The 23,168-nt window shown below is 56.5% G+C and carries 28 protein-coding genes and 1 tRNA gene; 13 read left to right on the top strand and 16 right to left on the bottom strand.

Annotated features, from left to right (window positions below):
- Positions 1–5 precede the first annotated feature (5 nt).
- The 4 genes from ABWH92_RS04265 (at position 6) to ABWH92_RS04250 (ending at position 3,613) form a co-directional block, all read left to right on the top strand.
- A complete protein-coding gene (locus tag ABWH92_RS04265) occupies positions 6–299 on the top strand; it encodes a YciI-like protein (RefSeq protein WP_375572451.1) in 294 nt (97 codons plus the stop codon).
- Between the two features lie 11 nt (positions 300–310).
- The gene (locus ABWH92_RS04260; RefSeq protein ID WP_375574181.1) at positions 311–748 is read left to right on the top strand and encodes an EVE domain-containing protein; all 438 of its coding nucleotides are present in this window, start codon (positions 311–313) and stop codon (positions 746–748) included.
- A 307-nt stretch (positions 749–1,055) separates the two neighbouring features.
- Positions 1,056–2,783, top strand: coding sequence for a methyl-accepting chemotaxis protein (locus ABWH92_RS04255; RefSeq protein WP_375572449.1), 1,728 nt, complete (start codon positions 1,056–1,058; stop codon positions 2,781–2,783).
- A gap of 230 nt (positions 2,784–3,013) precedes the next feature.
- Positions 3,014–3,613 (top strand): ATP-dependent Clp protease proteolytic subunit, encoded by a 600-nt coding sequence (locus tag ABWH92_RS04250; protein ID WP_375572447.1) that lies wholly within the window; start codon positions 3,014–3,016, stop codon positions 3,611–3,613.
- A gap of 84 nt (positions 3,614–3,697) precedes the next feature.
- Here the strand turns inward: ABWH92_RS04250 and ABWH92_RS04245 are convergent, their stop codons facing one another.
- Genes ABWH92_RS04245 through ABWH92_RS04230 form a run of 4 tightly spaced genes read right to left on the bottom strand, consistent with a single transcriptional unit; the run spans position 3,698 to position 4,929 of the window.
- Positions 3,698–4,102: a CopD family protein gene (locus tag ABWH92_RS04245; RefSeq protein ID WP_375572446.1), complete on the bottom strand. Its 405-nt coding sequence runs from the start codon at positions 4,100–4,102 to the stop codon at positions 3,698–3,700.
- Complete coding sequence (locus ABWH92_RS04240) at positions 4,102–4,401, bottom strand: DUF3817 domain-containing protein (protein WP_375572444.1); 300 nt, start codon at positions 4,399–4,401, stop codon at positions 4,102–4,104. Before ABWH92_RS04240 ends, ABWH92_RS04245 begins: the two co-directional genes overlap by 1 nt.
- Positions 4,398–4,592: a hypothetical protein gene (locus ABWH92_RS04235; protein WP_375572443.1), complete on the bottom strand. Its 195-nt coding sequence runs from the start codon at positions 4,590–4,592 to the stop codon at positions 4,398–4,400. The genes ABWH92_RS04240 and ABWH92_RS04235 overlap by 4 nt, the downstream gene beginning before the upstream one ends.
- Before the next feature lies 1 nt (position 4,593).
- Positions 4,594–4,929, bottom strand: a complete 336-nt coding sequence (locus tag ABWH92_RS04230) for an ArsR/SmtB family transcription factor (RefSeq protein WP_375572441.1) — start codon at positions 4,927–4,929, stop codon at positions 4,594–4,596.
- Positions 4,930–5,189: 260 nt separating this feature from the next.
- Between ABWH92_RS04230 and ABWH92_RS04225 the strand changes: the two genes are divergently transcribed.
- On the top strand, positions 5,190–6,485 hold the full coding sequence (locus ABWH92_RS04225; protein ID WP_375572439.1) for a TCR/Tet family MFS transporter: 1,296 nt from the start codon (positions 5,190–5,192) through the stop codon (positions 6,483–6,485).
- A gap of 3 nt (positions 6,486–6,488) precedes the next feature.
- Here ABWH92_RS04225 and ABWH92_RS04220 read toward each other — a convergent pair whose 3' ends face one another.
- Both ABWH92_RS04220 and ABWH92_RS04215 read right to left on the bottom strand, forming a co-directional pair.
- Complete coding sequence (locus tag ABWH92_RS04220; protein WP_375572438.1) at positions 6,489–6,878, bottom strand: hypothetical protein; 390 nt, start codon at positions 6,876–6,878, stop codon at positions 6,489–6,491.
- 127 nt (positions 6,879–7,005) lie between these two features.
- The gene (locus ABWH92_RS04215) at positions 7,006–7,383 is read right to left on the bottom strand and encodes a VOC family protein (protein ID WP_375572436.1); all 378 of its coding nucleotides are present in this window, start codon (positions 7,381–7,383) and stop codon (positions 7,006–7,008) included.
- Positions 7,384–7,435: 52 nt separating this feature from the next.
- Between ABWH92_RS04215 and ABWH92_RS04210 the strand changes: the two genes are divergently transcribed.
- Positions 7,436–7,960 carry a winged helix-turn-helix transcriptional regulator gene (locus tag ABWH92_RS04210; protein WP_375572434.1) on the top strand — a complete coding sequence of 175 codons (525 nt, stop codon included), beginning with the start codon at positions 7,436–7,438 and terminating at the stop codon, positions 7,958–7,960.
- Positions 7,961–7,973: 13 nt separating this feature from the next.
- Here the strand turns inward: ABWH92_RS04210 and ABWH92_RS04205 are convergent, their stop codons facing one another.
- Complete coding sequence (locus ABWH92_RS04205; protein WP_375572432.1) at positions 7,974–9,149, bottom strand: permease; 1,176 nt, start codon at positions 9,147–9,149, stop codon at positions 7,974–7,976.
- Between the two features lie 333 nt (positions 9,150–9,482).
- On the opposite strand from ABWH92_RS04205, the gene acs reads away from it, so the two are divergent.
- Positions 9,483–11,417, top strand: a complete 1,935-nt coding sequence (gene acs / locus ABWH92_RS04200; protein ID WP_375572430.1) for an acetate--CoA ligase — start codon at positions 9,483–9,485, stop codon at positions 11,415–11,417.
- 108 nt (positions 11,418–11,525) lie between these two features.
- Here the strand turns inward: acs and ABWH92_RS04195 are convergent, their stop codons facing one another.
- The gene (locus ABWH92_RS04195) at positions 11,526–12,737 is read right to left on the bottom strand and encodes a GTP-binding protein (RefSeq protein ID WP_375572428.1); all 1,212 of its coding nucleotides are present in this window, start codon (positions 12,735–12,737) and stop codon (positions 11,526–11,528) included.
- A gap of 98 nt (positions 12,738–12,835) precedes the next feature.
- The gene (locus ABWH92_RS04190) at positions 12,836–13,297 is read right to left on the bottom strand and encodes a DUF2269 family protein (protein ID WP_375572426.1); all 462 of its coding nucleotides are present in this window, start codon (positions 13,295–13,297) and stop codon (positions 12,836–12,838) included.
- Positions 13,298–13,386: 89 nt separating this feature from the next.
- Here ABWH92_RS04190 and ABWH92_RS04185 point away from each other — a divergent pair, with 89 nt between their 5' ends.
- Entirely contained in the window at positions 13,387–13,791 is a 405-nt protein-coding gene (locus tag ABWH92_RS04185; RefSeq protein WP_375572425.1) for a hypothetical protein, read from the top strand.
- Positions 13,792–13,807: 16 nt separating this feature from the next.
- Here the strand turns inward: ABWH92_RS04185 and cutA are convergent, their stop codons facing one another.
- The 4 genes from cutA to thpR form a co-directional block, all read right to left on the bottom strand.
- A complete protein-coding gene (gene cutA, locus ABWH92_RS04180) occupies positions 13,808–14,146 on the bottom strand; it encodes a divalent-cation tolerance protein CutA (protein WP_375572423.1) in 339 nt (112 codons plus the stop codon).
- Positions 14,147–14,487: 341 nt separating this feature from the next.
- Positions 14,488–14,910, bottom strand: a complete 423-nt coding sequence (locus tag ABWH92_RS04175; RefSeq protein ID WP_375572421.1) for a YkvA family protein — start codon at positions 14,908–14,910, stop codon at positions 14,488–14,490.
- A 65-nt stretch (positions 14,911–14,975) separates the two neighbouring features.
- Positions 14,976–15,260: a 4a-hydroxytetrahydrobiopterin dehydratase gene (locus tag ABWH92_RS04170; protein WP_375572419.1), complete on the bottom strand. Its 285-nt coding sequence runs from the start codon at positions 15,258–15,260 to the stop codon at positions 14,976–14,978.
- Between the two features lie 12 nt (positions 15,261–15,272).
- Positions 15,273–15,809, bottom strand: a complete 537-nt coding sequence (gene thpR / locus ABWH92_RS04165; RefSeq protein ID WP_375572418.1) for an RNA 2',3'-cyclic phosphodiesterase — start codon at positions 15,807–15,809, stop codon at positions 15,273–15,275.
- A gap of 831 nt (positions 15,810–16,640) precedes the next feature.
- Between thpR and ABWH92_RS04160 the strand changes: the two genes are divergently transcribed.
- Positions 16,641–17,366, top strand: coding sequence for a protein tyrosine phosphatase (locus ABWH92_RS04160; RefSeq protein WP_375572416.1), 726 nt, complete (start codon positions 16,641–16,643; stop codon positions 17,364–17,366).
- 61 nt (positions 17,367–17,427) lie between these two features.
- Here the strand turns inward: ABWH92_RS04160 and ABWH92_RS04155 are convergent, their stop codons facing one another.
- The gene (locus tag ABWH92_RS04155; protein WP_375572414.1) at positions 17,428–17,712 is read right to left on the bottom strand and encodes a hypothetical protein; all 285 of its coding nucleotides are present in this window, start codon (positions 17,710–17,712) and stop codon (positions 17,428–17,430) included.
- A 142-nt stretch (positions 17,713–17,854) separates the two neighbouring features.
- Entirely contained in the window at positions 17,855–18,190 is a 336-nt protein-coding gene (locus tag ABWH92_RS04150) for a hypothetical protein (RefSeq protein ID WP_375572413.1), read from the bottom strand.
- A gap of 169 nt (positions 18,191–18,359) precedes the next feature.
- Here ABWH92_RS04150 and ABWH92_RS04145 point away from each other — a divergent pair, with 169 nt between their 5' ends.
- The 3 genes from ABWH92_RS04145 to ABWH92_RS04135 all read left to right on the top strand — a co-directional run bounded on the left by ABWH92_RS04145 (position 18,360) and on the right by ABWH92_RS04135 (position 22,153).
- Positions 18,360–19,571, top strand: coding sequence for a cupin domain-containing protein (locus ABWH92_RS04145; protein WP_375572411.1), 1,212 nt, complete (start codon positions 18,360–18,362; stop codon positions 19,569–19,571).
- 234 nt (positions 19,572–19,805) lie between these two features.
- Positions 19,806–20,441, top strand: a complete 636-nt coding sequence (locus ABWH92_RS04140) for a hypothetical protein (RefSeq protein WP_375572410.1) — start codon at positions 19,806–19,808, stop codon at positions 20,439–20,441.
- 23 nt (positions 20,442–20,464) lie between these two features.
- The gene (locus ABWH92_RS04135) at positions 20,465–22,153 is read left to right on the top strand and encodes a methyl-accepting chemotaxis protein (protein ID WP_375572408.1); all 1,689 of its coding nucleotides are present in this window, start codon (positions 20,465–20,467) and stop codon (positions 22,151–22,153) included.
- 136 nt (positions 22,154–22,289) lie between these two features.
- Here the strand turns inward: ABWH92_RS04135 and ABWH92_RS04130 are convergent.
- Positions 22,290–22,364, bottom strand: a tRNA-Gly gene (locus tag ABWH92_RS04130).
- A 244-nt stretch (positions 22,365–22,608) separates the two neighbouring features.
- Between ABWH92_RS04130 and ABWH92_RS04125 the strand changes: the two genes are divergently transcribed.
- A complete protein-coding gene (locus ABWH92_RS04125) occupies positions 22,609–23,142 on the top strand; it encodes a prolyl-tRNA synthetase associated domain-containing protein (RefSeq protein WP_375572406.1) in 534 nt (177 codons plus the stop codon).
- The last annotated feature ends 26 nt before the right edge of the window (positions 23,143–23,168 follow it).

The raw sequence follows: 23,168 nt of genomic DNA, 5'->3' as shown, positions 1-23,168 counted from the left end.
CGCCTATGCTCTTCGCCATCATTTGCACTGACAAGCCAGACCATCTTCAGGTGCGTATGGATAACCGTCCGGCGCATGTTGAGTATCTCAAAAGCTTGGGCGCCGATCTGAAGGGCGCTGGACCATTTCTTGATGCCGATAAGAAACCCAACGGCTCGCTCGTCATCATCAACGCTGCGGACATGGCAGCAGCCAAGGCCTTTGCCGATGACGACCCTTATGCCAAGGCTGGGCTGTTCCAGACCGTCGAGATCCGCCCCTGGTCCTGGCTGCTCAACAACCCTGAAACCGCCGCTTAAGGAGCGATATGATGCGCTATTGGCTGTTCAAATCTGAACCCTTCAAATGGTCCTGGGAGCAACAAAAAGCCAAAGGCGACGCTGGAGAAGAATGGGACGGTATCCGCAACTATCAGGCTCGCAATTTTATGCGCGAGATGAAGCTGGGCGACCGGGCTTTTTTCTACCACTCCAATGAAGGCCTTGAAATTGTTGGCATTGCCGAGGTCAGCGCTGAAATCCATTCGGACTCCACCACGGATGATGAACGCTGGGAATGCGTTGATATCCGCGCTCTGGCCGATATGCCCAACCCGGTAAGCCTGAAGCAGGTGAAAGCCACCAAAAGCTTGGCCGACATGAGCCTGGTCACCTCCATGCGGCTCTCCGTACAGCCGGTGAAGGATGAGGAATGGAAGATCGTTTGCGCGATGGGCAGTATCGATCCCGATACGCTGAAGCCCGCTTAAAGCCACCGGGTTCCCCTCTTCTAGAGCCCAGGTGCAAAGCCATGCAGCAGGCGAGACGGGCCTCTCACGCTGGTGATCCCTCCAGTTCAACCATGAGTTGAGTTGGAAGATTTATACCTGTTTTGGTTGGTAAAACTATCCGTACTATCGAGAACATAACCGTTCACTTAAGCAACCACCGCGCGATATCCTCCACGTTACTACCTAGCGTTAACGTCCAGTTATGCGTTTGCCCCTACTTTTACGGTCTTAATTTTAAGAACGTTGAGCAATTGGCATTTTTTGCCGCATACGGGGGGTGCCTTCGATGAAGTTTTTCAATTTTATTCCCAGCCTTTCTTTGACAGCCAAAATAACCGCAACAACCATTTGCATGGTGGCGCTAACCGGCGCTTTGGTGCTGGCCATCACAGGCTATCAGCTGTCGGTTTTCAGTACTGAGGATGCACAGTCCAAACAGCATGTGAGCCTGAACGCGGCAGCCGCCGTGTTTGCCCGTGATATGCCGGGTTTCTCCGTTAACTGGTCATCCGATGGCGGTGTGCAGCGTTTGACCATGAGCGAGCCCATCCCTGAAAGCTTCAACTCTCACGCCATGATCGACACCGTTGGTGCAATCACCGGCGAGACGGCAACACTCTTCGCGTTTGACGAAGAAAGCGGCGACTTCTGGCGTCGCACCACCAACATCATCAAACCGGATGGTGAGCGGGCGGTCGGAACGCCCCTCGGAATCAACGGCGCCGTTTTCCCGGTGCTTCGTGGCGGCGACACCTTTGTCGGTGAAGCGCTCATCTTGGGCAAAGACTACTTCACCATCTACGAGCCCGTTTTTGATAGCGGCGGTTCTGTGATTGGCATCCTTTATGTGGGTGTTGAAAAGGCCGCCATTGTTGGCCGCCGCAACGACGCTCTCACACAGCTCGGTATGGCAAGCCTTCTGGCGCTCCTCATCGCAGGCTTGGTGAGCACCCTTGTGGTCCGCCGACTGACCAAACCGATCCCAACGATCACGCAAAAAGTCGATGCCATCGCCAATGGTGATTTGGAGGGCCGTGTCGCCTTCTCAGAACGCAGTGATGAGCTGGGCACATTGGCCAAAGCGGTCGAGGTTCTGCGCGACCAATCCATGGAACGGCTTCGCCTGGAAGATGAAACACGCAGCACACGAGAGGCTGCTCTTGATCGCCAAACAACCCTCGACGGAATGATTGGCGATTTCCGTGAGACGGCCACAGACGTGCTCAACAAGATTGGGCAAAGCGCTGTGAACATGAGCGACGTTGCGCAAAGGCTCACCACGGTTTCTGGTGACACCGAAGCTGGCGTTTCCTCGGCCAGCACGTCCTCGCAAGAAGCCTCCAACAACGTGCAAACTGTTGCGGCGGCCGCAGAAGAGCTGTCTGCGTCCATTGGCGAAATCTCCCGCCAAGTGGCCGAAACCAACGACATTGTCGAAGGCGCTACGCAAAGCGTTCGTGATGCCAATGGCAAGGTTGAAAGCCTATCGAGCGCCGCCCAGAAAATTGGTGATGTGGTCAAGCTGATCTCTGAGATCGCCGAACAAACCAACCTGCTGGCGCTCAATGCGACCATTGAGGCCGCCCGTGCTGGCGAAGCCGGCAAAGGCTTCGCGGTGGTGGCCAGCGAGGTGAAAACACTCGCCTCGCAAACCGCCAAGGCAACAGAGGAAATTGGCGCGCAGATCAAGTCCATTCAGGGCTCGACGGACGAAGCTGTGGAGGCCATCCGCACCATCGGAAGCACCATGGAAGACGTGAACCGAACAACCTCGGCCATCGCCGCATCGGTGGAACAGCAGGGCTCTGCCACCGAAGAGATCTCACGCAATGTTAGTGAGGCCGCGCACGGCACGAGCACAGTCGTGCAAAACGTGCTGCAGGTGCAGGAATCAGCGGCAGAAACCAACCAGTCCGCCGAGGCCGTCCAGGGCGCGGTTGCTGACCTTCGTGCCAGCTCCGATGATCTGCGCCAAGAAATCGACGGGTTCTTGAACCGTGTGAAAGCGGCCTAACGCCTTTATTCCCTCCCCCCGCCTAAACGCCGCGTCTTACAAAAGGCGCGGCGTTTTTTGTGGGCACATGGGTCATGGCTCGCCAGATACAGTGATCGATGACCCTCTGCCGACCAAGGCGAAAAGACGCGCCTGGTCGCTCAACAGTTGACGGCCCGACCACCGCATCGCTAGGCCTTGGAAGACAAAGGCTCTTGAAGCCAACGCGATTCGACAAAGGAAACTCCGCCATGAACTTTCGCATGGACGCTGGCAAAGACGACGACAAAGAGAAGCAATCCGGCCTCGGACGTCGCATGGAAGACGCGTTTAGTGACGCTCGCTTCGTGCTGATCACCGGCGAGATCAACGACAAGGTCGCGCGCGATGCCACAAGCCGCCTGCTGGCGCTGGCGCAAATGAGCGATGACCCGATCAATGTGATGATCTCCTCGCCCGGCGGCCATGTGGAATCCGGCGACATGATCCATGACGTCATCCGTTTCATTCGGCCCAAAGTGAACGCCATCGGCTCAGGTTGGGTTGCCTCTGCGGGCGCACTCATTTTCGTCGCCGTGCCCAAAGAGCGGCGGTTCTGCCTGCCTAAAACCCGGTTTTTGCTCCACGAACCGCGCGGCGGCGTCGGCGGCCAGGCTTCTGATATCGAGATTCAGGCTAACGAAATCCGCAAAATGCGCGAGCGCTTCTATGAGATTTTCTCCGAAGCCACAGGCCAATCGATTGAGCGATTGCAGCAGGATATGGACCGCGATTTCTGGCTGAACACCGATGAGGCCATCGATTATGGCCTACTCGGCAAAGTCATCACGTCGGTCAATGAGCTGAACTAGCAGGCGCCACGAAGTACTGCTGGTCATCCTCGATAGCGACAGACGGACAAGGCCGCCTGTCGTCGGTGCCACTGGCCTAGACGTTCAGATCAATTTCGTTGTCACCAAGAGGACGATCCCGCCGACAAGGGCAAAACCTATCGGAAGTGCTGTCCGCGTCGCGGTGTCGGACGTGTAGTCGTCTTCGCGCACTTTGCGCCGAAGGCGCCCTGTGATCATGCCGTGTAAGCCTGATAAGACGAGAACCAGCAAGATTTTGCCCGCAAGCCAAAAGCCGCTTCCAGAAAACCATCCGCCCTGCACGCCGAGATAAAGGCCGAATGCCCATGTGAGCAACATGGCCGGCGTGGTTACCCGTCGGTCAAAGGTCTGGATCGCAGGCAGCGTGTCTGCGCTCGGGTTGCGTAAGAACAGCGCAACAACCGCCATACCGGAGATGAACACGATCACCGAGATGATGTGTGCGACTTTGGTGAGTTCGTAGAGCATTAGCCCACCTCTTGAGGAAGCTGTCGGCGCAGCCACCTTTCATTGATAAAACCGCCAAAGGGGATCATGGCCCCGACCAGCAAGCGCCCGACGCCAAGACCATTGATGAGGCCTTCAGCCCAGGATCGGATCACGATCCACACGAAGAACAGAAACATCGCACCGTGGATGGGTCCCAGGATTGCGGTTGCAGCGGGAAGGTCGGCGAGGCGTTTGAGCGGCATGGCAAAGCACACCAAAACGGCCAACGTCACCGCTTCAACAAAGGCTGCGTAGCGAAGCTCCTGCTCGCTCGTCACTCGACTTCCTTAAGCAGGGCTTCCATATGTGCGACGCGCTTTTCTAACGCGACGATTTTCTGATCGGTTTCGGTGCTTTTCGCAGCCTGTGAGCGATCGCGGACATATTGGGCTCCATACTTCATGGCGAAAATCGCCAGGATGAAGAGCAAAATGATGATCGTCATCGAGACGGGGACAATGGGGTTCACGCTAGGTATCCTTTGTTCCTTTTTTGCCGTTTGCCAGCGATAGGGGCTCGGGGTTTGTGGCGGCGATCATGTCGGGGCTGAGGGGTAAGTCGAACGCGGTGACCTGAAAGAAATGCGCTGACTTTCCATTGTCTGCGGTCCCGACTTCGCACGACACGAGCTCAGCATCTTCAAGTCTGCGCAGGTGCATTTTGAGAAGGGGGCGGCTGATGCCCGCTGAACGCGCCAGTTCGCTGACATATTGCGGGCCTTTGCGATGCAGCTCGCAGATGATCCAAAGCCGAACGGGGTTCGCCAGGGCTTGAAGTTGGAAGTTAAGCGTTTCTGCGGGGTTCATACTGGCTCACATATTGCGTATAAAAATTCTTACATGAAAGAAAAATCTTACGCAATAGACTGTATCGCGTTCTTTGACGCGGATTGTGATGGGTGCCCATCAAACGTCTGCTGACATCAAGACCGTCGATCTCTATGGTTCACCTCAACAAGTGGCGGCGGGCGGCGTCGGCCGTTCCAAAGCGATCATCGTCGTTTTCCGGTAGGTGTTGCTGCCCGCACCTTGACCTTTCGGACCGAAAGGCCGAGGGGCAGCGGGCCATGACCGACATCGTACCGCCCAGTGAAACCAACACTTCTCCGTCTGCCGGTGGCAGTCGGCGTGCGCTGGCATTTATCCTGATCACGGTCGGCATCGACGTGGTGGGCTTGGGCATCATCATTCCTGTGCTGCCTGAGCTGATCCGAGAAATCTCCGAATCCAATGGCGTTGGCCTGATTACCTTGGGCGATGCCGCGCTGGTCGGCGGCTGGCTGCTGTTCGTCTATGCGTTCATGCAGTTCTTTTCAGCTCCAGTCCTTGGCGGACTGTCAGATCGATTTGGTCGCCGCCCAGTTCTGCTGCTTAGCCTGTTCGCACTGGCCATCGACTATGTGATCATGGCGTTGGCCCCAACATTGCTCTGGCTGTTTGTGGGCCGCATTCTTTCTGGCATGGCAGGTGCGAGCTACGTCACAGCCTATGCCTACATCGCCGACATCTCGCCCAAGGAGAAACGTGCTGCCAATTTCGGCCTTGTTGGTATGGCCTTTGGTGTCGGGTTGGTTATAGGGCCCGCCATTGGCGGCTTGCTCGGCACGCTGGATCCGCGCCTACCATTTTGGGCAGCAGCAGCGTTCTGCCTGCTTGGCGTTGTCTTTGGCATGTTTGTCTTGCCTGAAAGTCTGGCACCGGAAAAACGCCGCCGTTTTGAAATCAAACGGGCGAACCCAATCGGCACTCTGCGACACTTCTGGGGGCTAAAACCCGTTCTTATGCTCATTGTCGCTGGCGCGATCTTGGAATTGGCCATGCAGGTCTACCCGTCTGTCTGGCCCTATTACACACCAGTGCAATTTGGCTGGTCGACAGCACAAGTGGGCATTTCATTGGCTGTCTTTGGCATCGTGATCGCCATTGGCGAGGGCCTGATTTTACGCGTCGTTCTTGCGCGCTACGGCGAGCACCGCGTGATCATCGGCTCTACTTTGCTATCGATTGCCTGCTTCGCAGCCTTCGCCATCGCACCCAACGGAACGGTTGGCTACATGATCATGGTGCTGACAGCTGTCTCGGGATTCGGCAATTCCGGGCTTCAGGGACTGGCGTCAAACGCGGTCGGGGAAAGCGAACAAGGCGAGCTCAACGGCGCCGTTATGAGCGCCACCGCCATCGTTGCGTTTATCGCGCCACCTGTGATGACTGGGCTGTTCGCCTGGTTCACGCGTGATGATGCACCTCTCTATCTGCCCGGCGCACCGTTTGTTCTGGCAGCGATCATCTGTGCGCTGACATTTTGGCCCTATGCCCGCGCTCGGCAGCTTGGGATTAGGGACGCCGCAGGCCTTGGAGACTAACGATCAATCGATCTCTTTGGCCCGAGCTTCCGACCAGCCCGTCCTGAGCACCTCTTGCCAGGCGGCCTTGTCAGCCTCTCTCAGCTTGTCGAGAGCGAACTTGGCATCGGAGCGCAACCGGTCTCGATGATCGGCCTTCACCGTCTCGACTCCCTCGTAGATCTCGTCGATCGCAGGCAGCGGTCGCCCAGTCTCGTCAGAAAGCTCTCGCAGGGCTTCAACAATCTTCCCAAGTTGTTTGCCGAAGCTTGCCACCTCGGACTCAATCTTGAATTCAATCTCACGGTTGCCCTTAATCTCAGGCGAAAACACACGCGGTGCGATTTCTTGGGTCACATCACCGGAAAACGGTGCGCGGAAGATAGGGGCCCAAACGTCAAGTGGGTTAATCAAGACAAATCCTTCCTATACTGAAGTCAGGCAAGGATTCACGACACAGCCAAAAAGTTTCAATACGCAAGACTACTTCAAAAGCGTCAACAACATGCTGTATTATTGGGCAACGGGTAACCGCTGGGTGTCAGCTGGCGCCGGAGAGATCTTGGGCCAACATCAGGGCGTTGCCATCCAGATCATAGAAGGTGGCCGTGCTGACCATGCCTTCAATGGTCTCGGTTTCGCCGTCAAACCGCACACCATCGGCTTCCAAGGCACCGCGAGCCACGGCGATATCCGCCACACCAAAAACAGGAACCGAGTTGCCGGGCGCAGGTTCTGCCTGCTCGCCCAGTCCCAGCGTCACACCCTCCGTCTTGGTCCTCAACTCGCTCCAGCCGGCATTATCCATGTGATAGAGCAGCTCAAATCCAAGCTTATCCTTGTACCACGCAGCGCTGGCGTGCCGATCCCGAACGGAGATCGCAAGCGTGATGGTGTTGTCCAAAGAGACCAGCGGCATCGGGCTTTCCCATAATCTAAAAGTAGAGTAACTATACTTTATGGACATAAAAATGCTTGTCAAGCTCACGTCTCGAGCCTGGTCGCTGAACATCCTGGCTCTGCTGGATGCCGGAGTGCCTGGTCGACAGGCGCCTCTTCTTGCAGAAACGCAGGCCAGCCGGACGTCCTTTGCTGCTAGCCTCGAGCACCTTGTTGACCTCGACCTGCTGGAGCGGAACCCTGGCCACGGTCATCCGCTACGTCCGGAGTTCCGGCTAACCTCAGATGGCGTGGTCCTTGCTAAAACCGCCAGTCGAGTTGTGAAAGCCGTTCCTGACGACAATGAATTCGCGCTGCTACGCAAAAGCTGGACGGTGCCTATACTGGCGCTGACCGACGAGCCTCAGCGCTTTTCGGCCATCAAGTCGAACTTAACAACCATCACCGACCGGGCGCTCTCGACATCTCTGCATCGGTTGGAGGGCCGCGCCTGGCTGAAGCGTGACATTGATGTATCACAGCGAGTGCCGTTCCCAACCTATCGAGCCGTCAGCAAAGGCCTTGCGATCAACCAAGCCGTTGATCTGACCGCGTAAGCGAACGCGACCGCTAAACCCCATTCAGCATCCAGCCAATCACCACTACCTGTGGCACGGTAAGAAGGGGCAGAAGCAGCGCGGCTTTCAGGCGCCCGGTCACCTCTTTGAGCACCAGGATCTCGGTGTAGTCGGTCGCCGCACCGGCCATCAAAAACGTGAACGCGTTACCCGGTGCAGCGGCACGGGTCATCAGGTCTGCGGCGATGGGCACGGAGCCTTCTGAGCACACTTCAATGATGGTGGCCGCCAGAAGCGTGGTCAAAAGCCCGAGGAAAGTTGCGCCGAACCAGGTGGCGAAAATCTCCGTCGGAACGGTCACCTGAATGAGCGCGGCAAGCACCACTCCAAAGAACAGCCAACGCAGCACCATCTTGCTGGCTGTCACCGATCGGCGGGCGACATCCTTCACAAAAGCCCAATCGTAGCGCGTGGCTCTGATCCCGAGCTTCGCCTCATACCAGAGATGGAAATCCTCAGGCAGATCAATACGGTTGGCATTGGGTTTCACCTTGCCGGCCCGCTCCAACGCTTCAACGATCAACCCGGTGACAAAGGCGATCACAAGGGACGCCAGGATAAACATCACCATCCAGCCCCAGCCCATCATCAGACCGATAATGATCGTCAGCGACAGTGAGTTCCAGGGCGAAGCGATGAGAAATGCAAATACCTGACCCAGGCTAGCGCCACGCTCATAGAGCTTCGCGCCAACCATCAGAACACCGTGATTGCAGAGATCGAGAAAGAACCCAGCAAGTACGGCACGGCCAAGGCTCTTGGCGCCCTGATCACGTCCGATGATGCCAATGACAAATTCGCGCGGCACCCGGTCGATCAGGCCGACAGCCACCATGCCAATCAAGATACCCCACCACATGAGATTCATCATGTCCCGAATGGAGTGCGTGAAGTGGCCGAGACCCCAAAGATCACCATGGTCAAGGAAGAAGGAGGCGAAGTAGGCGATAAGAATCGTGACACCCGAACCCCAAAGCAACCAATCGCGCTTGCGTTTGGCTGCTTTTGCCTCGCTAGCGGTTTCAGCACTCTTACAGCAGCTCGGCGTAGTTTTCGCGGCCGGGGACGGCTCACACAAGATGGGGTCGTTCTGCACCAACACGCCCTGACTACCGCAGCAGGAGCCAGCCTTTTCAAATGCAGATGATGGGTGGTCAGATCGTTCCATGGCCCAGACATAGGGCTTCCAGTGACTGGAAGGTCAAGAGTGATTGCTTTGCCTCTGAAGCAGGGCAGAGGTGGAGGAGCGACCTCTTAGACCATGGTCGTGCTTTGACTGGAATCAACGCTGAAAAACCGCATATCGCGTCTTTCCACCCAACCAAAGGGCAACGTCGATCGTCTTGCTGCACTGCGGTACTTGGCAGTAGAAACAAACCATCGAGATCGGAGAAGCCTCCACAAAGAGAGGCAGATTGAACCAAAGAGACCATCATCAGCGGGTCGGCCGAACCAAGGCACATGACCTGTCTGAGGGGAACGCACAAAGGGACCACAAGTTATGAGTGAAGTTTATCCAGTGCCAGATGCTGTTGCGTCGGCAGCCCTGATCGACAACGCCAGATATTTGGAAATGTACGAAGCTTCGGTCAACGATCCAGAGGCTTTCTGGGGTGAGCACGGCAAGCGGCTCGATTGGATCAAACCCTACAGCAAGGTGAAGAACACCAGCTACGATCCCCACAATGTGGACATCAAATGGTTCGAAGACGGCACGCTGAATGTTGCCGCCAACTGTGTGGACCGGCATATCGCCACACGCGGCGACCAGGTGGCCATCATCTGGGAAGGTGACGACCCCTCAGAGCACCTTGAAATCACGTATAAAGAACTCGGCCAGCACGTGAACACCATGGCCGGTGTTCTGCGCAATGCCGGTGTGAAAAAGGGCGATCGCGTCACCCTCTACCTGCCGATGATCCCAGAGGCAGCCTACGCGATGCTCGCCTGCGCGCGGTTGGGCGCGGTGCATTCCATTGTCTTTGGTGGCTTCTCACCAAACTCGCTCGCCCAACGTATTTCCGGCTGTGACTCGAAAGTTGTCATCACCGCCGATGAAGGTTTGCGCGGCGGGCGCAAGGTGCCGCTGAAAGCCAATGTCGACAAAGCTGTCGAGACGGCGCCTGTTGATGCGGTTGTCGTGGTCAAACGCACCGGCGGCGACATCGCCATGCAGGATGGCCGTGATATTTGGTACCATGAAGCGGCTGCCAACGCGCCGGACTTCATCGAGCCCGAAGAGATGAACGCAGAAGATCCGCTGTTCATTCTCTACACCTCTGGTTCCACCGGCCAGCCAAAGGGCGTGCTGCACACCACGGGCGGCTACCTCACCTATGCCTCGATGACGCACCAATATGTGTTCGATTATCAGGATGGCGATGTCTACTGGTGTACCGCCGATGTGGGCTGGGTGACCGGCCACAGCTACATCGTTTACGGGCCGCTGGCGAACGGCGCGACCACGCTGATGTTTGAAGGCGTGCCGACCTATCCGTCCCCATCCCGGTTCTGGGATGTGGTCGACAAGCACAAGGTCTCGATCTTCTACACAGCACCCACCGCCATCCGCTCATTGATGGGTGCTGGCGAGGAGCATGTGAAAAAGACCAGCCGCTCCACACTGCGTATTCTCGGGTCAGTGGGTGAGCCGATCAACCCAGAAGCCTGGAACTGGTACTACAATGTGGTCGGCGAAGGACGCTGCCCCATCGTCGACACTTGGTGGCAGACCGAAACCGGTGGCATTCTCATCACCCCGCTGCCTGGCGCCACGGCTCTGAAACCTGGCTCAGCGACACGCCCCTTCTTCGGTGTGCAACCGGCTCTGGTTGATGCTGAAGGGCAGATCTTGGACGGTGCAACCGAGGGCAACCTCGTGATCCTCAACTCCTGGCCTGGCCAGATGCGCACGGTTTATGGCGACCATGAGCGCTTCGTGCAGACCTATTTCTCCACCTACAAAGGCATGTACTTCACCGGCGATGGCTGTCGCCGCGATGAGGACGGCTATTACTGGATCACCGGTCGCGTGGACGACGTCATCAACGTGTCCGGTCACCGTATGGGCACCGCCGAAGTGGAGTCGGCGCTGGTGGCACACCCGAAAGTCTCTGAGGCCGCTGTTGTTGGCTATCCACACGACCTCAAAGGCCAGGGCATCTATGTCTATGTGACACTGATGGAGGGCGAAGACCCATCTGATGATCTGCGCAAGGAGCTGGTCAAATGGGTGCGTCAGGAGATCGGTCCAATTGCCTCGCCAGACCTCATCCAGTTCGCCCCAGGCCTACCTAAGACCCGCTCAGGCAAGATCATGCGCCGTATTTTGCGCAAGATCGCCGAGGACTCGTTCGACAATCTTGGTGATACCTCAACACTGGCCGACCCAAGCGTGGTTACCGACCTGATCGACAACCGGCAGAACAAGAGCTAGCGGTCGTTCCGCAGGAACGGAGCCGAACAGGAAATCCTGTCAAGGCACGATAGCGAAAGGCGGCCCATGGGTCGCCTTTTCTGTTTGGGGGGACGAAGCGAAAGGCGGCTAGGCAGCTTGGTTCGTGCGGCTCCAAACGGGGAACGGATCGGGTAGGTCAAGAAACGCGTCTGGTCCCGGCGCCACATCCTGAGGCACTAAGCAAGCATCAAGGCGCGCGCGCAGATGCGGCCAATCAATACCCGCCCCGATGAAGACAATCTCTTGGCGTCGATCACCCCATGGTTCAACCCATCGTTCGGCGAGGTAGGAGCGCGCACTTTCATGGTCCGGCCAGCGCTCCTTGGGCACCGATGCCCACCAGGTGCCCAAGGGTTTGACCGAAGAAAGGGCACCAGCGAGAGAGAACTCCGCCACCACATCGGGTTGGGTTGCGATCCAAAAATGTCCTTTGGCGCGGATGACGCCAGGCATAGAGCTGTTGAGAAGCGCATGAATGGCTGACGGATCAAATGGGCTTCGCGCCCGATAAACATAGGACGCAACGCCATACTCTTCGGTTTCTGGCACATGGTCTGCAAACCCGTAGAGCTCTTTGGCCCACATCGGGTGCTCATGCGCGGCCTGGAAATCAAAGAGCCCCGTATCAAGGATCGCATCGCTGGAGACATCGGAATGGTTGGTTTCGATGATCTTCGCATCGGCATTCAGACTGCGAATGATCTTGCGCGCAGCATCCGTGCGGTCTGGTCCGGCATCCTTGGTTTTGTTGAGCACAACGACATCAGCAAACTCGATCTGATCGGTAAGCAGATGGACGAGCGTCCGCTCATCCTCTTCACCCAGCGTTTCGCCGCGGTCGCTCAGAAAATCATGACTTGAATAGTCATTGAGCAGGTTCACCGCATCGACAACGGTGACCATCGTATCCAGGCGCGCAACATCCGCCAGGCTCTCACCATCCTCGTCACGGAAGTCGAACGTTGCAGCAACAGGCAGCGGCTCGGAAACACCCGTGCTTTCTATCAGCAGGTAGTCAAACCGCCCTTCAGCTGCGAGCCTGCGAACCTCTGCCAGAAGATCGTCTCGCAATGTGCAGCAGATACACCCGTTGGACATCTCCACCATGGTTTCTTCGGTCCGCGACAATTCAGTGTCAGCGCGCACCAGATCAGCATCAATGTTCACCTCGGACATGTCGTTGACGATCACCGCCACACGCCGCCCTTCGCGGTTGTTCAAAACGCGATTGAGAAGCGTGGTCTTGCCGGCACCCAAAAAGCCAGAAAGCACCGTTACGGGGAGGCGAGTATCGGTCATGCGCTAAGCCTGCAATGTTATAAAGTAACATCAACATTAAACCGAAGGTGTTAACGACCGCAAGGGTGATAGGTGTTTTGCAGTGTGGGTTGGCCCACTTACCCTGGCTTAACGACCATCAGCCACGTCGCCGCAACCAGCGGCACCGTACTGATCAGTCCCCAGACCAACCAGCGCCGCGACAAAGCGCGATAGTCAGCTTGAACGCCGTGCTCGGGGAAGGTTTTGGCAAGCCGCGCTTGCCGGATCTGGATCGGTAAAATCGCCAGCAGCCACATCATTCCAGACGTCACAAAGAGAACTTGGCTCCACAACAGCCAGCCCTCCAGAAGGTTGTATCCCGCTGAAAACGCCATGAAGTAGCCACTGCTCATGATGAGCACCACACCCCAAACGGTCATCGACCAGTCGGTGTAGGTGACAAGCTTCTGCGCGAATCCGAGCACCTCTGGTCGACCATCACCATCGGCAAAAAACTTCCAGATGGCTGTGACCGTGATGTTGCCCATCAACATGGCAACGCCGGTGACATGGAGAAATTTGGCAATATCATAGAGCATGCCTGCTCTATAGCATCGCTGTGGAACCAGCGAAGAAGGTCAAAACACTAACACAGGCGTGGTAGCTCAAACATGGCAGGGACCAGACCATGAAACCGACCGCACATGGCTATTCCGGCAAGCCACTTTTTCAGAAGTTGGGATTAAAGCCGGGTATGCGCTGCTTGGCGCTTAATGCTCCCGATCACTATGATGATCTGATCGCCGGAGCAGAGGGCGTGACGTTCTTGGCGGAAGCTGAAGAAGCTGACCTGGTTCATCTGTTTTGCGCTGAGCGTTCGGTGCTTCTCAGCCAGCACGAACAAGCGTTCAGACGTGTCGCTCCAGGCGGAATGGTCTGGGTATCCTGGCCGAAAAAATCATCCAAGCTCTATGTAGACTTAACCGAAGACACGCTGCGGGAGGTTTTGCTGCCAACAGGTTGGGTTGATGTGAAGGTTTGCGCTGTCGACCAAGACTGGTCAGGTCTCAAATTCATGCGTCGCAAAACTTAGCGCCCGAATCTCAGCCTCACCTCACACTTTTCCGAACCCATGTTGCATAGCCGTTGCTGGCAGCAACTGCGGGTATGACGAGAAACTCCGGCTCATCGTACGGGTGATTGGCGTGGATGTAGTCTTCCAGATCACGAGCGCGCTGCATCGTGGTTTTGATGGTGAGCAGATGTTCCGCCTCTTCTTCCACCGCGCCTTCCCAGACGTAGGTCGATGAAATGCGCACTTGCTGCACGCAGGCGCCAAGTCGCTTCTCAACAATCTCTTTGGCAACCTGGCGGGCCTGTTTGGCATCAGCATAGGTCACCTGCACACAAACCAAGCGCTCGGGTGACTCATCTTGCATCAGTTTCATCGCATTTTCTCCCTTGCCAAGGCGTTGATTCGGCACCACTCTCATCATGTTTTCAACAACCGAAAGGAGGTGACTGATGTCGAGCGATTTTTATGGCCAGGTGAAAACTGGTGGTGAAGCGAGCGGGTCAGAGCAGCCTCTGAGCGCGCGCTAATCCATTACCTTGGCGGCGCGCCCGGTTGGGTTTGCCGTCATGACAGGTTCGATCCTGGATAAAAAACGCGGGGGTTGGCTCTATCTGGCCAACCCCTTTTTTTGTGGCCATGCCAAAGCCGTCATCCCTACCTTAGGCCGGGACCCATGCCCCAGCGCTGTAAGGTGACGACAGCAGGAAAACGGGCCTATCTCTTTTCTTTCAAAAGAGCCTTACGCGCTGCTTCGCGATGCTCATCGGTGATGTGCGCACGCATCAAGGCCAGAACACCCATGATAACCGCAGCATCATCGGTAAATCCGAGCCCAAGAATGAAGTCAGGAATACCGTCGAGCGGCAGCACAAAATAGGCCAGGGCGCCCAGCAGCGTACCGCGCACCCGCATCGGCGTTTCTCGGTCCAACGCGCAGTAATACGCCGCCACAAGCTCGTCCATAAAGGGAATGCTGCCCGCGGCTTTGCGCGCCGTCACCCAGAAATCACGGCGTACACGCGCCTCGTCCTGATCGAACTGGGTCCGTTCATCATCGCCAAGCACATCGCCATCAAGGCCGGACGAAGCTTGGCCAGGTTGTTCATCAACAGTATCGGAGACGGTCTCAGCGCTCATCGAATGTTTCCTGGTCGTTCCATGATGGGTGGCATGTGGGGATCAGAGCCGCCCAGAACAACGCCTTACGCGCACGCATCGAACGCTTTGGCCAAGGCAATATCCTTTTCGGTCAACCCGCCAGCATCGTGTGTGGTAAGCGCAACATCGACAGTTTTGTAAACGTTCGACCATTCAGGATGATGGTCGGCCTTTTCCGCTTCTAGGGCACATTTGGTCATGAAACCAAAGGCTTGCACGAAATTGGCAAACACGTAACGCTTGGCGATAGCCTTCTCGTCATTGACCAATACCCATCCCTCCAGCGTGGCAAGGGCGGAATCACGGTCAACATCAGACAGCAGTGGCATGAAGAGGCTCCTTTAGGCGACCAGGGGGTAATCTTCCTCCACCACATAGGGTCCGCCGCCGACAGAGTCCCGTGAAGAGTACAAAACAAAGCGTTCAGCCTCGAACGAAAGATCCATGATACCGCCACGCAGTGACAGCCAATGCGCCACCGCGCCAGGCTGCAGACCGCGGCAACGCGCCAGTGTGATGTGAGGAACAAACGTGCGCCGCTCGGCTTTAAGACCGAGGCGCTGAGCAACACGCTCCTGCTCGCTTTGTAAATCAATCAGCTCTTGCGTTGGAGCGATGCGCGCAAAAACCGAATGCGGCTTGTTTCCGCCAAACGACCCCAGCCCATCCAACGTCAGAGTCAAAGGGCCGTGACGCACCCTGTCCAGCGCGCTGACAACCTCACGGGCAACCCCATGATCAACATCGCCGATAAACCGCAAGGTGATATGGAAATTGTCTCTGTCGATCCAACGAGCCCCATGAAGCCCGCCCTGTAGCAAAGACAATTGGTCTGCAACGTTTCGCGGCAGCTCCAACCCGGTGAACAAGCGCGGCATTGTCCCTCTCTCCATCGGACGCGCGATCAGACAAATCAGCGCGTGCCATCAACCTGCAATCTGTTTGTTAATCTGACACGACAGTGACGGTATCGAGTTGGGGATACCCGCGGGCACGCGCAAGATGTGCTGACAAAGCTTTGGCAAGATTCAAGATTTTTTCCATACGCCCGTTGACTCAATCAGTAAGCTGAGTCGCACAGCAAGAAGAACAAAGGCGGACCATTTACTTGCCGTAACGTCAAGAAACAAACCACAAACGTTAATGTATCGAGGCCCCGGACCGAGCCAAGCTTAGCTGGCAAAGCGGTACACACGACCAGACATCAGATCCGAAACGCCAACATCCAAACCAAGGCATCTCGGTCAGGCGGCTGTCCCATTTTGGAACGGAAAACGATGTTGAGCAGCTCAGCGGTCATAACGGCGCTGTAACAACGCCTGGAACCAATGCCCTTCGTCAACTGGTTGGTTAAGAAGATCATACGCCTGTGCAGGCGCAGGGTTTACGCGTTGGTAAGGCGGCTACTGAGCGGGAACAAATTGAGGAATTATTCCGTCAAACAGAATGAATGTGAGTCCAAGAGGAGTCCAAGTATGAATCAAAATGCGAACAAAGCCGCAACGGCTGCAAGAATCGCGATTCGTTCCAGACACTGATTCTGCCAGGCGTCAGCGGTGATTCTCACGCAGATCGTTTGATTCTCGTCGGCCACCTCTCCATCTGAAACAAGCATTGCCCCCCGCACCGTCAGGCCGATTGCACTTGGTGCAGGTCCCCGATAGGAACGGGCCGTCTTTCGCTTTTGATCACCAGATACAGACAGCTGCGTGCCACCAACCCTCAAAGCCCTCTACCGTCGCGTCTTCCCATCCCGTCTTCAGGAACGCACGGCGTATTTTGAGCCACCCTTGATCGGTTGGCAGAGGCGCTGGCACGCCTGGTTCGATATGTTGGCGATGGATCACGGCTTCATCCGCTATTTTTACACCAACTTCCATAAGGTGGACGATCAGCTCTACCGCTCGTCACAGCCATTGCCGCATCAGGTCCGCAAGTGGCAGCGGATGGGTGTCAAGACGATCATCAATTTGCGCGGTGGAATGCAGTATGGCTCCTACCCGCTGGAGGTGGAGGCCGCTGAACAAGCCGGTATTGCCTTTGAAGGTCTTCAGCTTCGTTCTCGCGCTTTGCCCGATGTGGCACAACTGGAGAAGCTGGAAGCGTTGCTGAAATCCATCACCTATCCGGCGGTCATTCACTGCAAAGCCGGCGCAGACCGGGCAAGCCTTGGCAGCGCACTCTATTTCCTCATCCTGCACAATGATCACGAACGCGCACTGAGCCAGATGACGTTGAAATACGGCCACATCAAAGGCTCCAAAACCGGCGTGCTGGACGCAATGGTGGAAACCTATGTGCGGGACGGCGTGCCAAAGGGCCAATCATTTATGCAGTGGGTGCGTGATGGGTACGACCCCGATGCGATTGCCGCAGCCTTCAAGCCGAAGTTTCTAAGTTCGTTCTTTGGCGACACGGTTCTGCACCGCGAGTAGGCCAACAAAAAAGGCACGGGGGATATCCCGTGCCTTATGCATCTTGTCGAAAAGATCAGTTCTAGCAGTAAGGTGCGCCGCGCCCATATCCTGCTGAATCGGTGATATTGCCATTATCGGAATCGGTAAGATTGGTGTAGGCGCCACCATTGCCGCGAGGGCAGCTGCCCGAATCTGTCCAACTGCCATTGTCGATATCAGCCGCAGCCGCCTGCGTCGGCATCAAAGCCGCACCGACAGATCCTGCCGCCATGATGCCCAGAAAGGCCCGGCGACCCAAGCGGCGCTTGGTGGTGATATCAGTCTCACTAAGTGTTTTGGTGGGCTGCTTGGTCATCTTTGTCATAGGAAATCCTTATGGCGCCCGAAAGGGCAAGGGGCGGCAGATAGCAAAACCACGCAGCCGCATAAGAAAGGTCGCAGCTGAAAACTGCGCTGCGACCGCTGAAAATGAGAAAAGTCTGTTATGAACTGCTTAAGCAGATCGCTTAGCAGTAGGGCGCGCCGCGACCTCGGCCACCAATGTCGGTGATGTTGCCATTGTCCTGATCGGTGTAGCCCGTGTAGGTGCCGCGACCCGCTGGATCGGCACTCGCGCCGCCATCAGCATCCGTCAAGCCGCCTGCACGACGCCGTGGGCAGCTGCCAGAATCGGTCCAAGTACCGTTGTCCACATCGGAGGCTGCGACCTGTGTTGGGGCCAACGTGGCACCGACTGAACCAGCCGCCATGATTCCCATAAACATCCGCCGACCAACACCGCGCTTGGTGGTAATATCTGATTCCACCAGCGTTTTGACGCTGGATTTTGTCGTGTCAGCCATAGGCGTGACTCCCCCGATATGTTCATTTGGCTTGTCCGAGCCGGTGGCGATCCTAATCCCGTCAACCTCCAAGCGTCAATGCAAGCCTTTACATCGTGGCGTTGCATGACGGCTTCCAAGGGGCTACGGCTGCAGGCCGGACAACCAAAACAAAAAATCGGGGAATGCGATGCAGCACGCAACGCTGGACTTCGACTGGTCAATCGCACCGGTCTCTCGTGAGGCTTTTTTCTCAGACAGTTTTGAAAAGAAGCATCTGGTCGTGCATCGCAACGACCCAGCCTATTACAGCCAACTCGTTTCGGTGGACGATATTGATCGTGTGGTCACCACGATGGGCCTCAGCGTACCTGAGGTAAACGTTGTCCAAGCCAACGCCTCCATCACGCCCGAAGACTTTGCCTATGAGTCAGGGTTTGTGGACGCTGTGCGGGTGAATCAACTGTTCGCCGACGGCGCGACAATCATTATGTCCAACTTGCAGGAACGGTTGCCGACATTGGCGCGCTTCTGCCGCGCTTTGGAGAACGTTTTTTCCTCGCGCATTCAGACCAACATTTACCTGACACCTGCCCACTCCCAAGGTTTCCGAGCCCACTACGATAATCACGATGTGCTGGTGCTTCAGGTCGAGGGCACCAAGGAGTGGCGGATCTATGATCATCCAGTGGAGCTGCCACTGAACACGCAAGCCTTCGATCCGCACGCCGTGCCCATTGGCGAGCAAACCGATAGCTTCATCTTGGAACCCGGGGACATGTGTTACGTGCCACGCGGTCTCACCCATGATGCCGTGGCGACGGACCAAACCTCATTGCACATTACCACTGGCCTTATGACCCGCACATGGGCCGATCTTGTCACCGAAGCCGTGGTTGCCGCCGCTCACAAGGACCCTGCCTTCCGGGCATCCTTGCCACCCGGTCACGCTGGTGGCGATTTTGATGCAGCTGGCGGATTGGCAAAGATGGAAGAAACCTTTGCCGACCTGCTCAAACGCCTGCAGGACCAAGCCAGTCTGCCGGAACTGGTCGAGGACATTCGATCCGAGTTTATCGGCAACCGCGTCCCACGCGTGCCCGGTCAAATGCGCCAGCTTGCTCGCTTGGCGGAATTGACAGCAAGTTCAGACGTCGGTGCGCAGCCTCAGCTTATCTTCCAGCTGGCCGATCGCACCGATGCAGACGGCAACCCTGTTGTGCAGGTGAGCTGTCAAGGCGCCGAGATTTTCTTGCCGGCCCACACCAAGCCAGCACTAGAAGTCTGCTTGGCAAAGCCCCGCTTTACCGTGCGCGATCTACCAGGCGATCTGGACGAAGATGGCAAGTTGGTTCTCGTGAAGCGCCTCATCCGCGAAGGCTTGATGATCAGCCACGCCTAGATCAGAGCGACAACGCGGGCATGCGCTTTCGGCGACACCGTTAGGGCAGTCGAATGCGGTGACTGCAAAGCGTCGCAGGGTCGATCACCAACCTATTGTACTGAAACAGAACGAAAAGCCTATATTTTATAGATGCTTAGAGAAAATTCATTAGAGTTTGATCATTTAACGTCATCGTAACCTTAGCGCCCGAATAACTACGTACCGATAGGTTTACGTTTGGGGCAGGAGCCGATGATGGTGAGACGAACAGCAAGTGCATGGGCGATCGCCCTGGGGTTTTTGAGTGTAACGCAAGCATCGGGCGTGGCGATGGCCAACGATGCCAGTACACCGCCCAACCCACAGCGATTGATCAATGCGGCCTTTATCGCCGAAACGCGCGAATGGCTCGCCAATCCCATTGTCCCCATGATGGTCAGCGCGCAGTCTGAGCGGCACGAAGCGCTCACCCAAGCGGACATTGACGCGCTGGATCAGCAGTGGCGAGCGGAACGCGAAGTCGCCAATCAGCCACTCATCTCAGCGACGCTCTCAACACCGCTCTCCAGCTATCTTACCCGCATTCAGGCCGGCGCACTTGGCCTCTACACCGAGATGTTCATCGTTGATGCCAAGGGGCTGAACGTGGGTCAAAGCGCCATCACCGGCGACTATTGGCAAGGGGATGAAGCCAAATACGAAAACACGTTCCTCGTCGGCCCAGATGCTGTGTTCATTGATGAGGCCGAGTGGGATGAGGACTGGCAGATCTGGCGCGCCCAGCTCAATCTCAGCATTCCCAATGAAGATGGTACGCAGGCCATTGGCGCGGCGACAATCGAAGTCAACCTTACCGAACTGGCACGTCGCCAGGGCGCCCAAAGCTAAGCGCGACAGAAAGGATAAATGTGATGTTGAACAGTCTTTCTGTTTCGAAAAAAGGTGCCGTCGCTTTCCTTGGCTTGGCTGTTATCAGCATGCTGTGTGGCCTGGTGGTCTTCAACAGCGTGTCACAAGGCAGCCAGACCTCAAGCGCTTTGGCACAGTCCAATGCCTACGAAAAAGAGGTTGAGAGCGTACGAATTGACATTCTCGATCAGGTCCTCGCCGCACGGTCGTTCGCACTCACCGGCAATCCAGAAATGGTGCAAATCAGCAATAACTTCACGCCTGTCATCGAAGAAAAGCTGAACCAGCTTGAAGCGCAAGCAGCTTCCATTGAGCCTTCTTTTGCCGCACACGTCGGTGAAATCAGAGATGGCTGGCACAGCTGGCTTAGCCAACACACGCACGTTCAGTTTCGCCTTATGCGCAGCCCGCTAACCTTTGATCAGGCCCGCGCGATGGAGGTTACCGGCCAAGGCGATGCACTTCTGCAAGATGTTTTCACCGCCTTTGACAATTTCAAAGCCGAAGCCGCCGGACGCACAGCACAGCTCTTGGAATCCAAAAACGCGACGCTGTCGCGCGCTGAGTTTGTTGCGATTGGCGGCGCAGCTCTGGTCACACTGTTGGCTGTGCTGTTCGGATTCTTGAACCACACGCTCATCTCGGCACCGCTCAACCGCTTGGCGATCACCACCAACGAGCTTGCCGCTGGTGATACCGAGCAAGCGATCGACATGGGCAAGCGCAGCGATGAAATTGGCGCTCTAGCAAAAGCACTCGATGTTTTCCGCGTGAACATTCAGCGGACCCGTTCGCTGGAGGCAGAAACCGCTTCAGCCCGCGAACAGGCCGAGCAAGAGCGCCAAAACGCGATGGCTGACATGGCAGAGCGCTTTAAATCAACAGTGCTTTCTGTAACCGAAGCGATGATCTCTGAGTTCGATCAACTCAATGAATCAGCCACGGAGATGTCGAGCCTTGCCGAAGCGACCGCAGAGCGTTCGCAAAGCGTCGCCGACGCATCGGCGCATGCAACCGGCAACGTCAACACGGTGGCGAGTGCCACGGAGGAGCTGACAGCCTCCATTGCTGAACTCAATCAGCAGGTGCATGGCGTATCGACCGCCGCTGGCGATGCAGCAGGCGGGGTGGACCGCTCCAACCAGTCGGTGGCTCGCCTGCAAGATGTTGTGGCCCGTATTGGTGACGTCACCAAGTTGATCACCGATATTGCCGAACAAACAAACCTCCTGGCCCTTAATGCCACCATTGAGGCGGCACGCGCAGGTGAGGCTGGCAAAGGCTTTGCCGTTGTTGCAACCGAGGTAAAGGCGTTGGCAGAGCAAACGAGCAAAGCCACCGAGGAAATCGACGCTCAAATCTCTGAAATGCGGTTGGCCGCCGACGATTCCATCGAGGCAACCGCATCGGTCGCCGACATGGTCAAAGACATCGCCGAGCGCACCTCAGCCATGGCAGCGGCCACCGAGGAGCAAAATGCGGCAACGGCAGAGATTGCCCGCAATGTCACCGAGGCCGCCGATGGCACCTCAACGGTGACCAATGCCATGGGTGAAATGAGCGAGGCAGCGGCCAACACGGGCCAAATGAGCACAACGATGAGCACCTCGATCCAAGATCTGCATGAACGCTCACGCACCATGCGTGAAGCAATGGGCGAGTTTCTCTCAAAGGTGCGCACAGCTGCTTAGGAAGAACCGAAAAGTCTAACAGGGCAGTTGCGACGCTCTGGCGCTGGTAGAACCGATGGTCGGCCAGCTTCGGGGCGTCGTGCTTTTTTCAGCACCCGTACAACAGGCACAATATCAAAAACCAGCTTGGGAAAAATGGAGCGGGCGATGGGATTTGAACCCACGACCCCAACCTTGGCAAGGTTGTGCTCTACCCCTGAGCTACACCCGCTCATGAGACGACCAAGGGGTATCCCTCAACGAGGGCATTGCCGTCTGCGAGGCGCTTCTATGCAACAACCAAATGGCTTTTGCAACCATGTTTGTGGGGCGTTGATGCATTCAACGGATCGATAACACCACCCTAGGTTTGAACCCTGCGACCACCGCCAGCAAAACCGCCTTGTGGCGCCTGGTTTCAGCGTTTACCACCAAACAGATTTCTCGTCCCACCTCTGCTTTTGTGACCGTTTGCCATGTCTGCTGCCCACCACACCCGCGCCACACTGCTTGCTCAGTTGGAGGCGTGGAACATTGTGAGCAAGACGGTCGATCACGAACCGCTCTTCACCGTTGAGCAGTCGACCAAGGTCCATCGCGAAGTAGAGGGCGCTCATACCAAGAACCTCTTCTTGAAAGATAAGAAGGGCCGATTTTTCCTTGTCACCGCCGAGCACGCGACACAGGTGAATCTGAAGAACCTCCACAAGAAGCTTGGATGCGGACGTTTGTCATTTGCCAATGCCGACCTGATGCAGGAACACCTGGGTGTCACGCCCGGTTCGGTCACAGCATTGGCTGTCATCAACGATGTGGATCACACAGTAACGTTCGTGCTCGATCAAAACCTGAAGCAGGCCGACATCATCAACGCTCACCCGCTGGAGAACACGGCAACCACATCCCTTGCCCGCGATGACCTGCTGCGTTTCGTTGAAAAAACCGGTCATGACGTAAAGATCGTCGACCTTGAGAGCGATCTGGTCGACAGCACTCAAACTGCCTTGTAGAACGCGGGCGAAAGCCCATCTGAGAT

This window comes from Ahrensia marina (assembly GCF_042140245.1).
GTDB lineage: Bacteria > Pseudomonadota > Alphaproteobacteria > Rhizobiales > MH13 > MH13.
The sequence above is the reverse complement of the archived record's forward strand: the minus strand, read 5'-3'. Positions and strand labels throughout refer to the sequence as shown.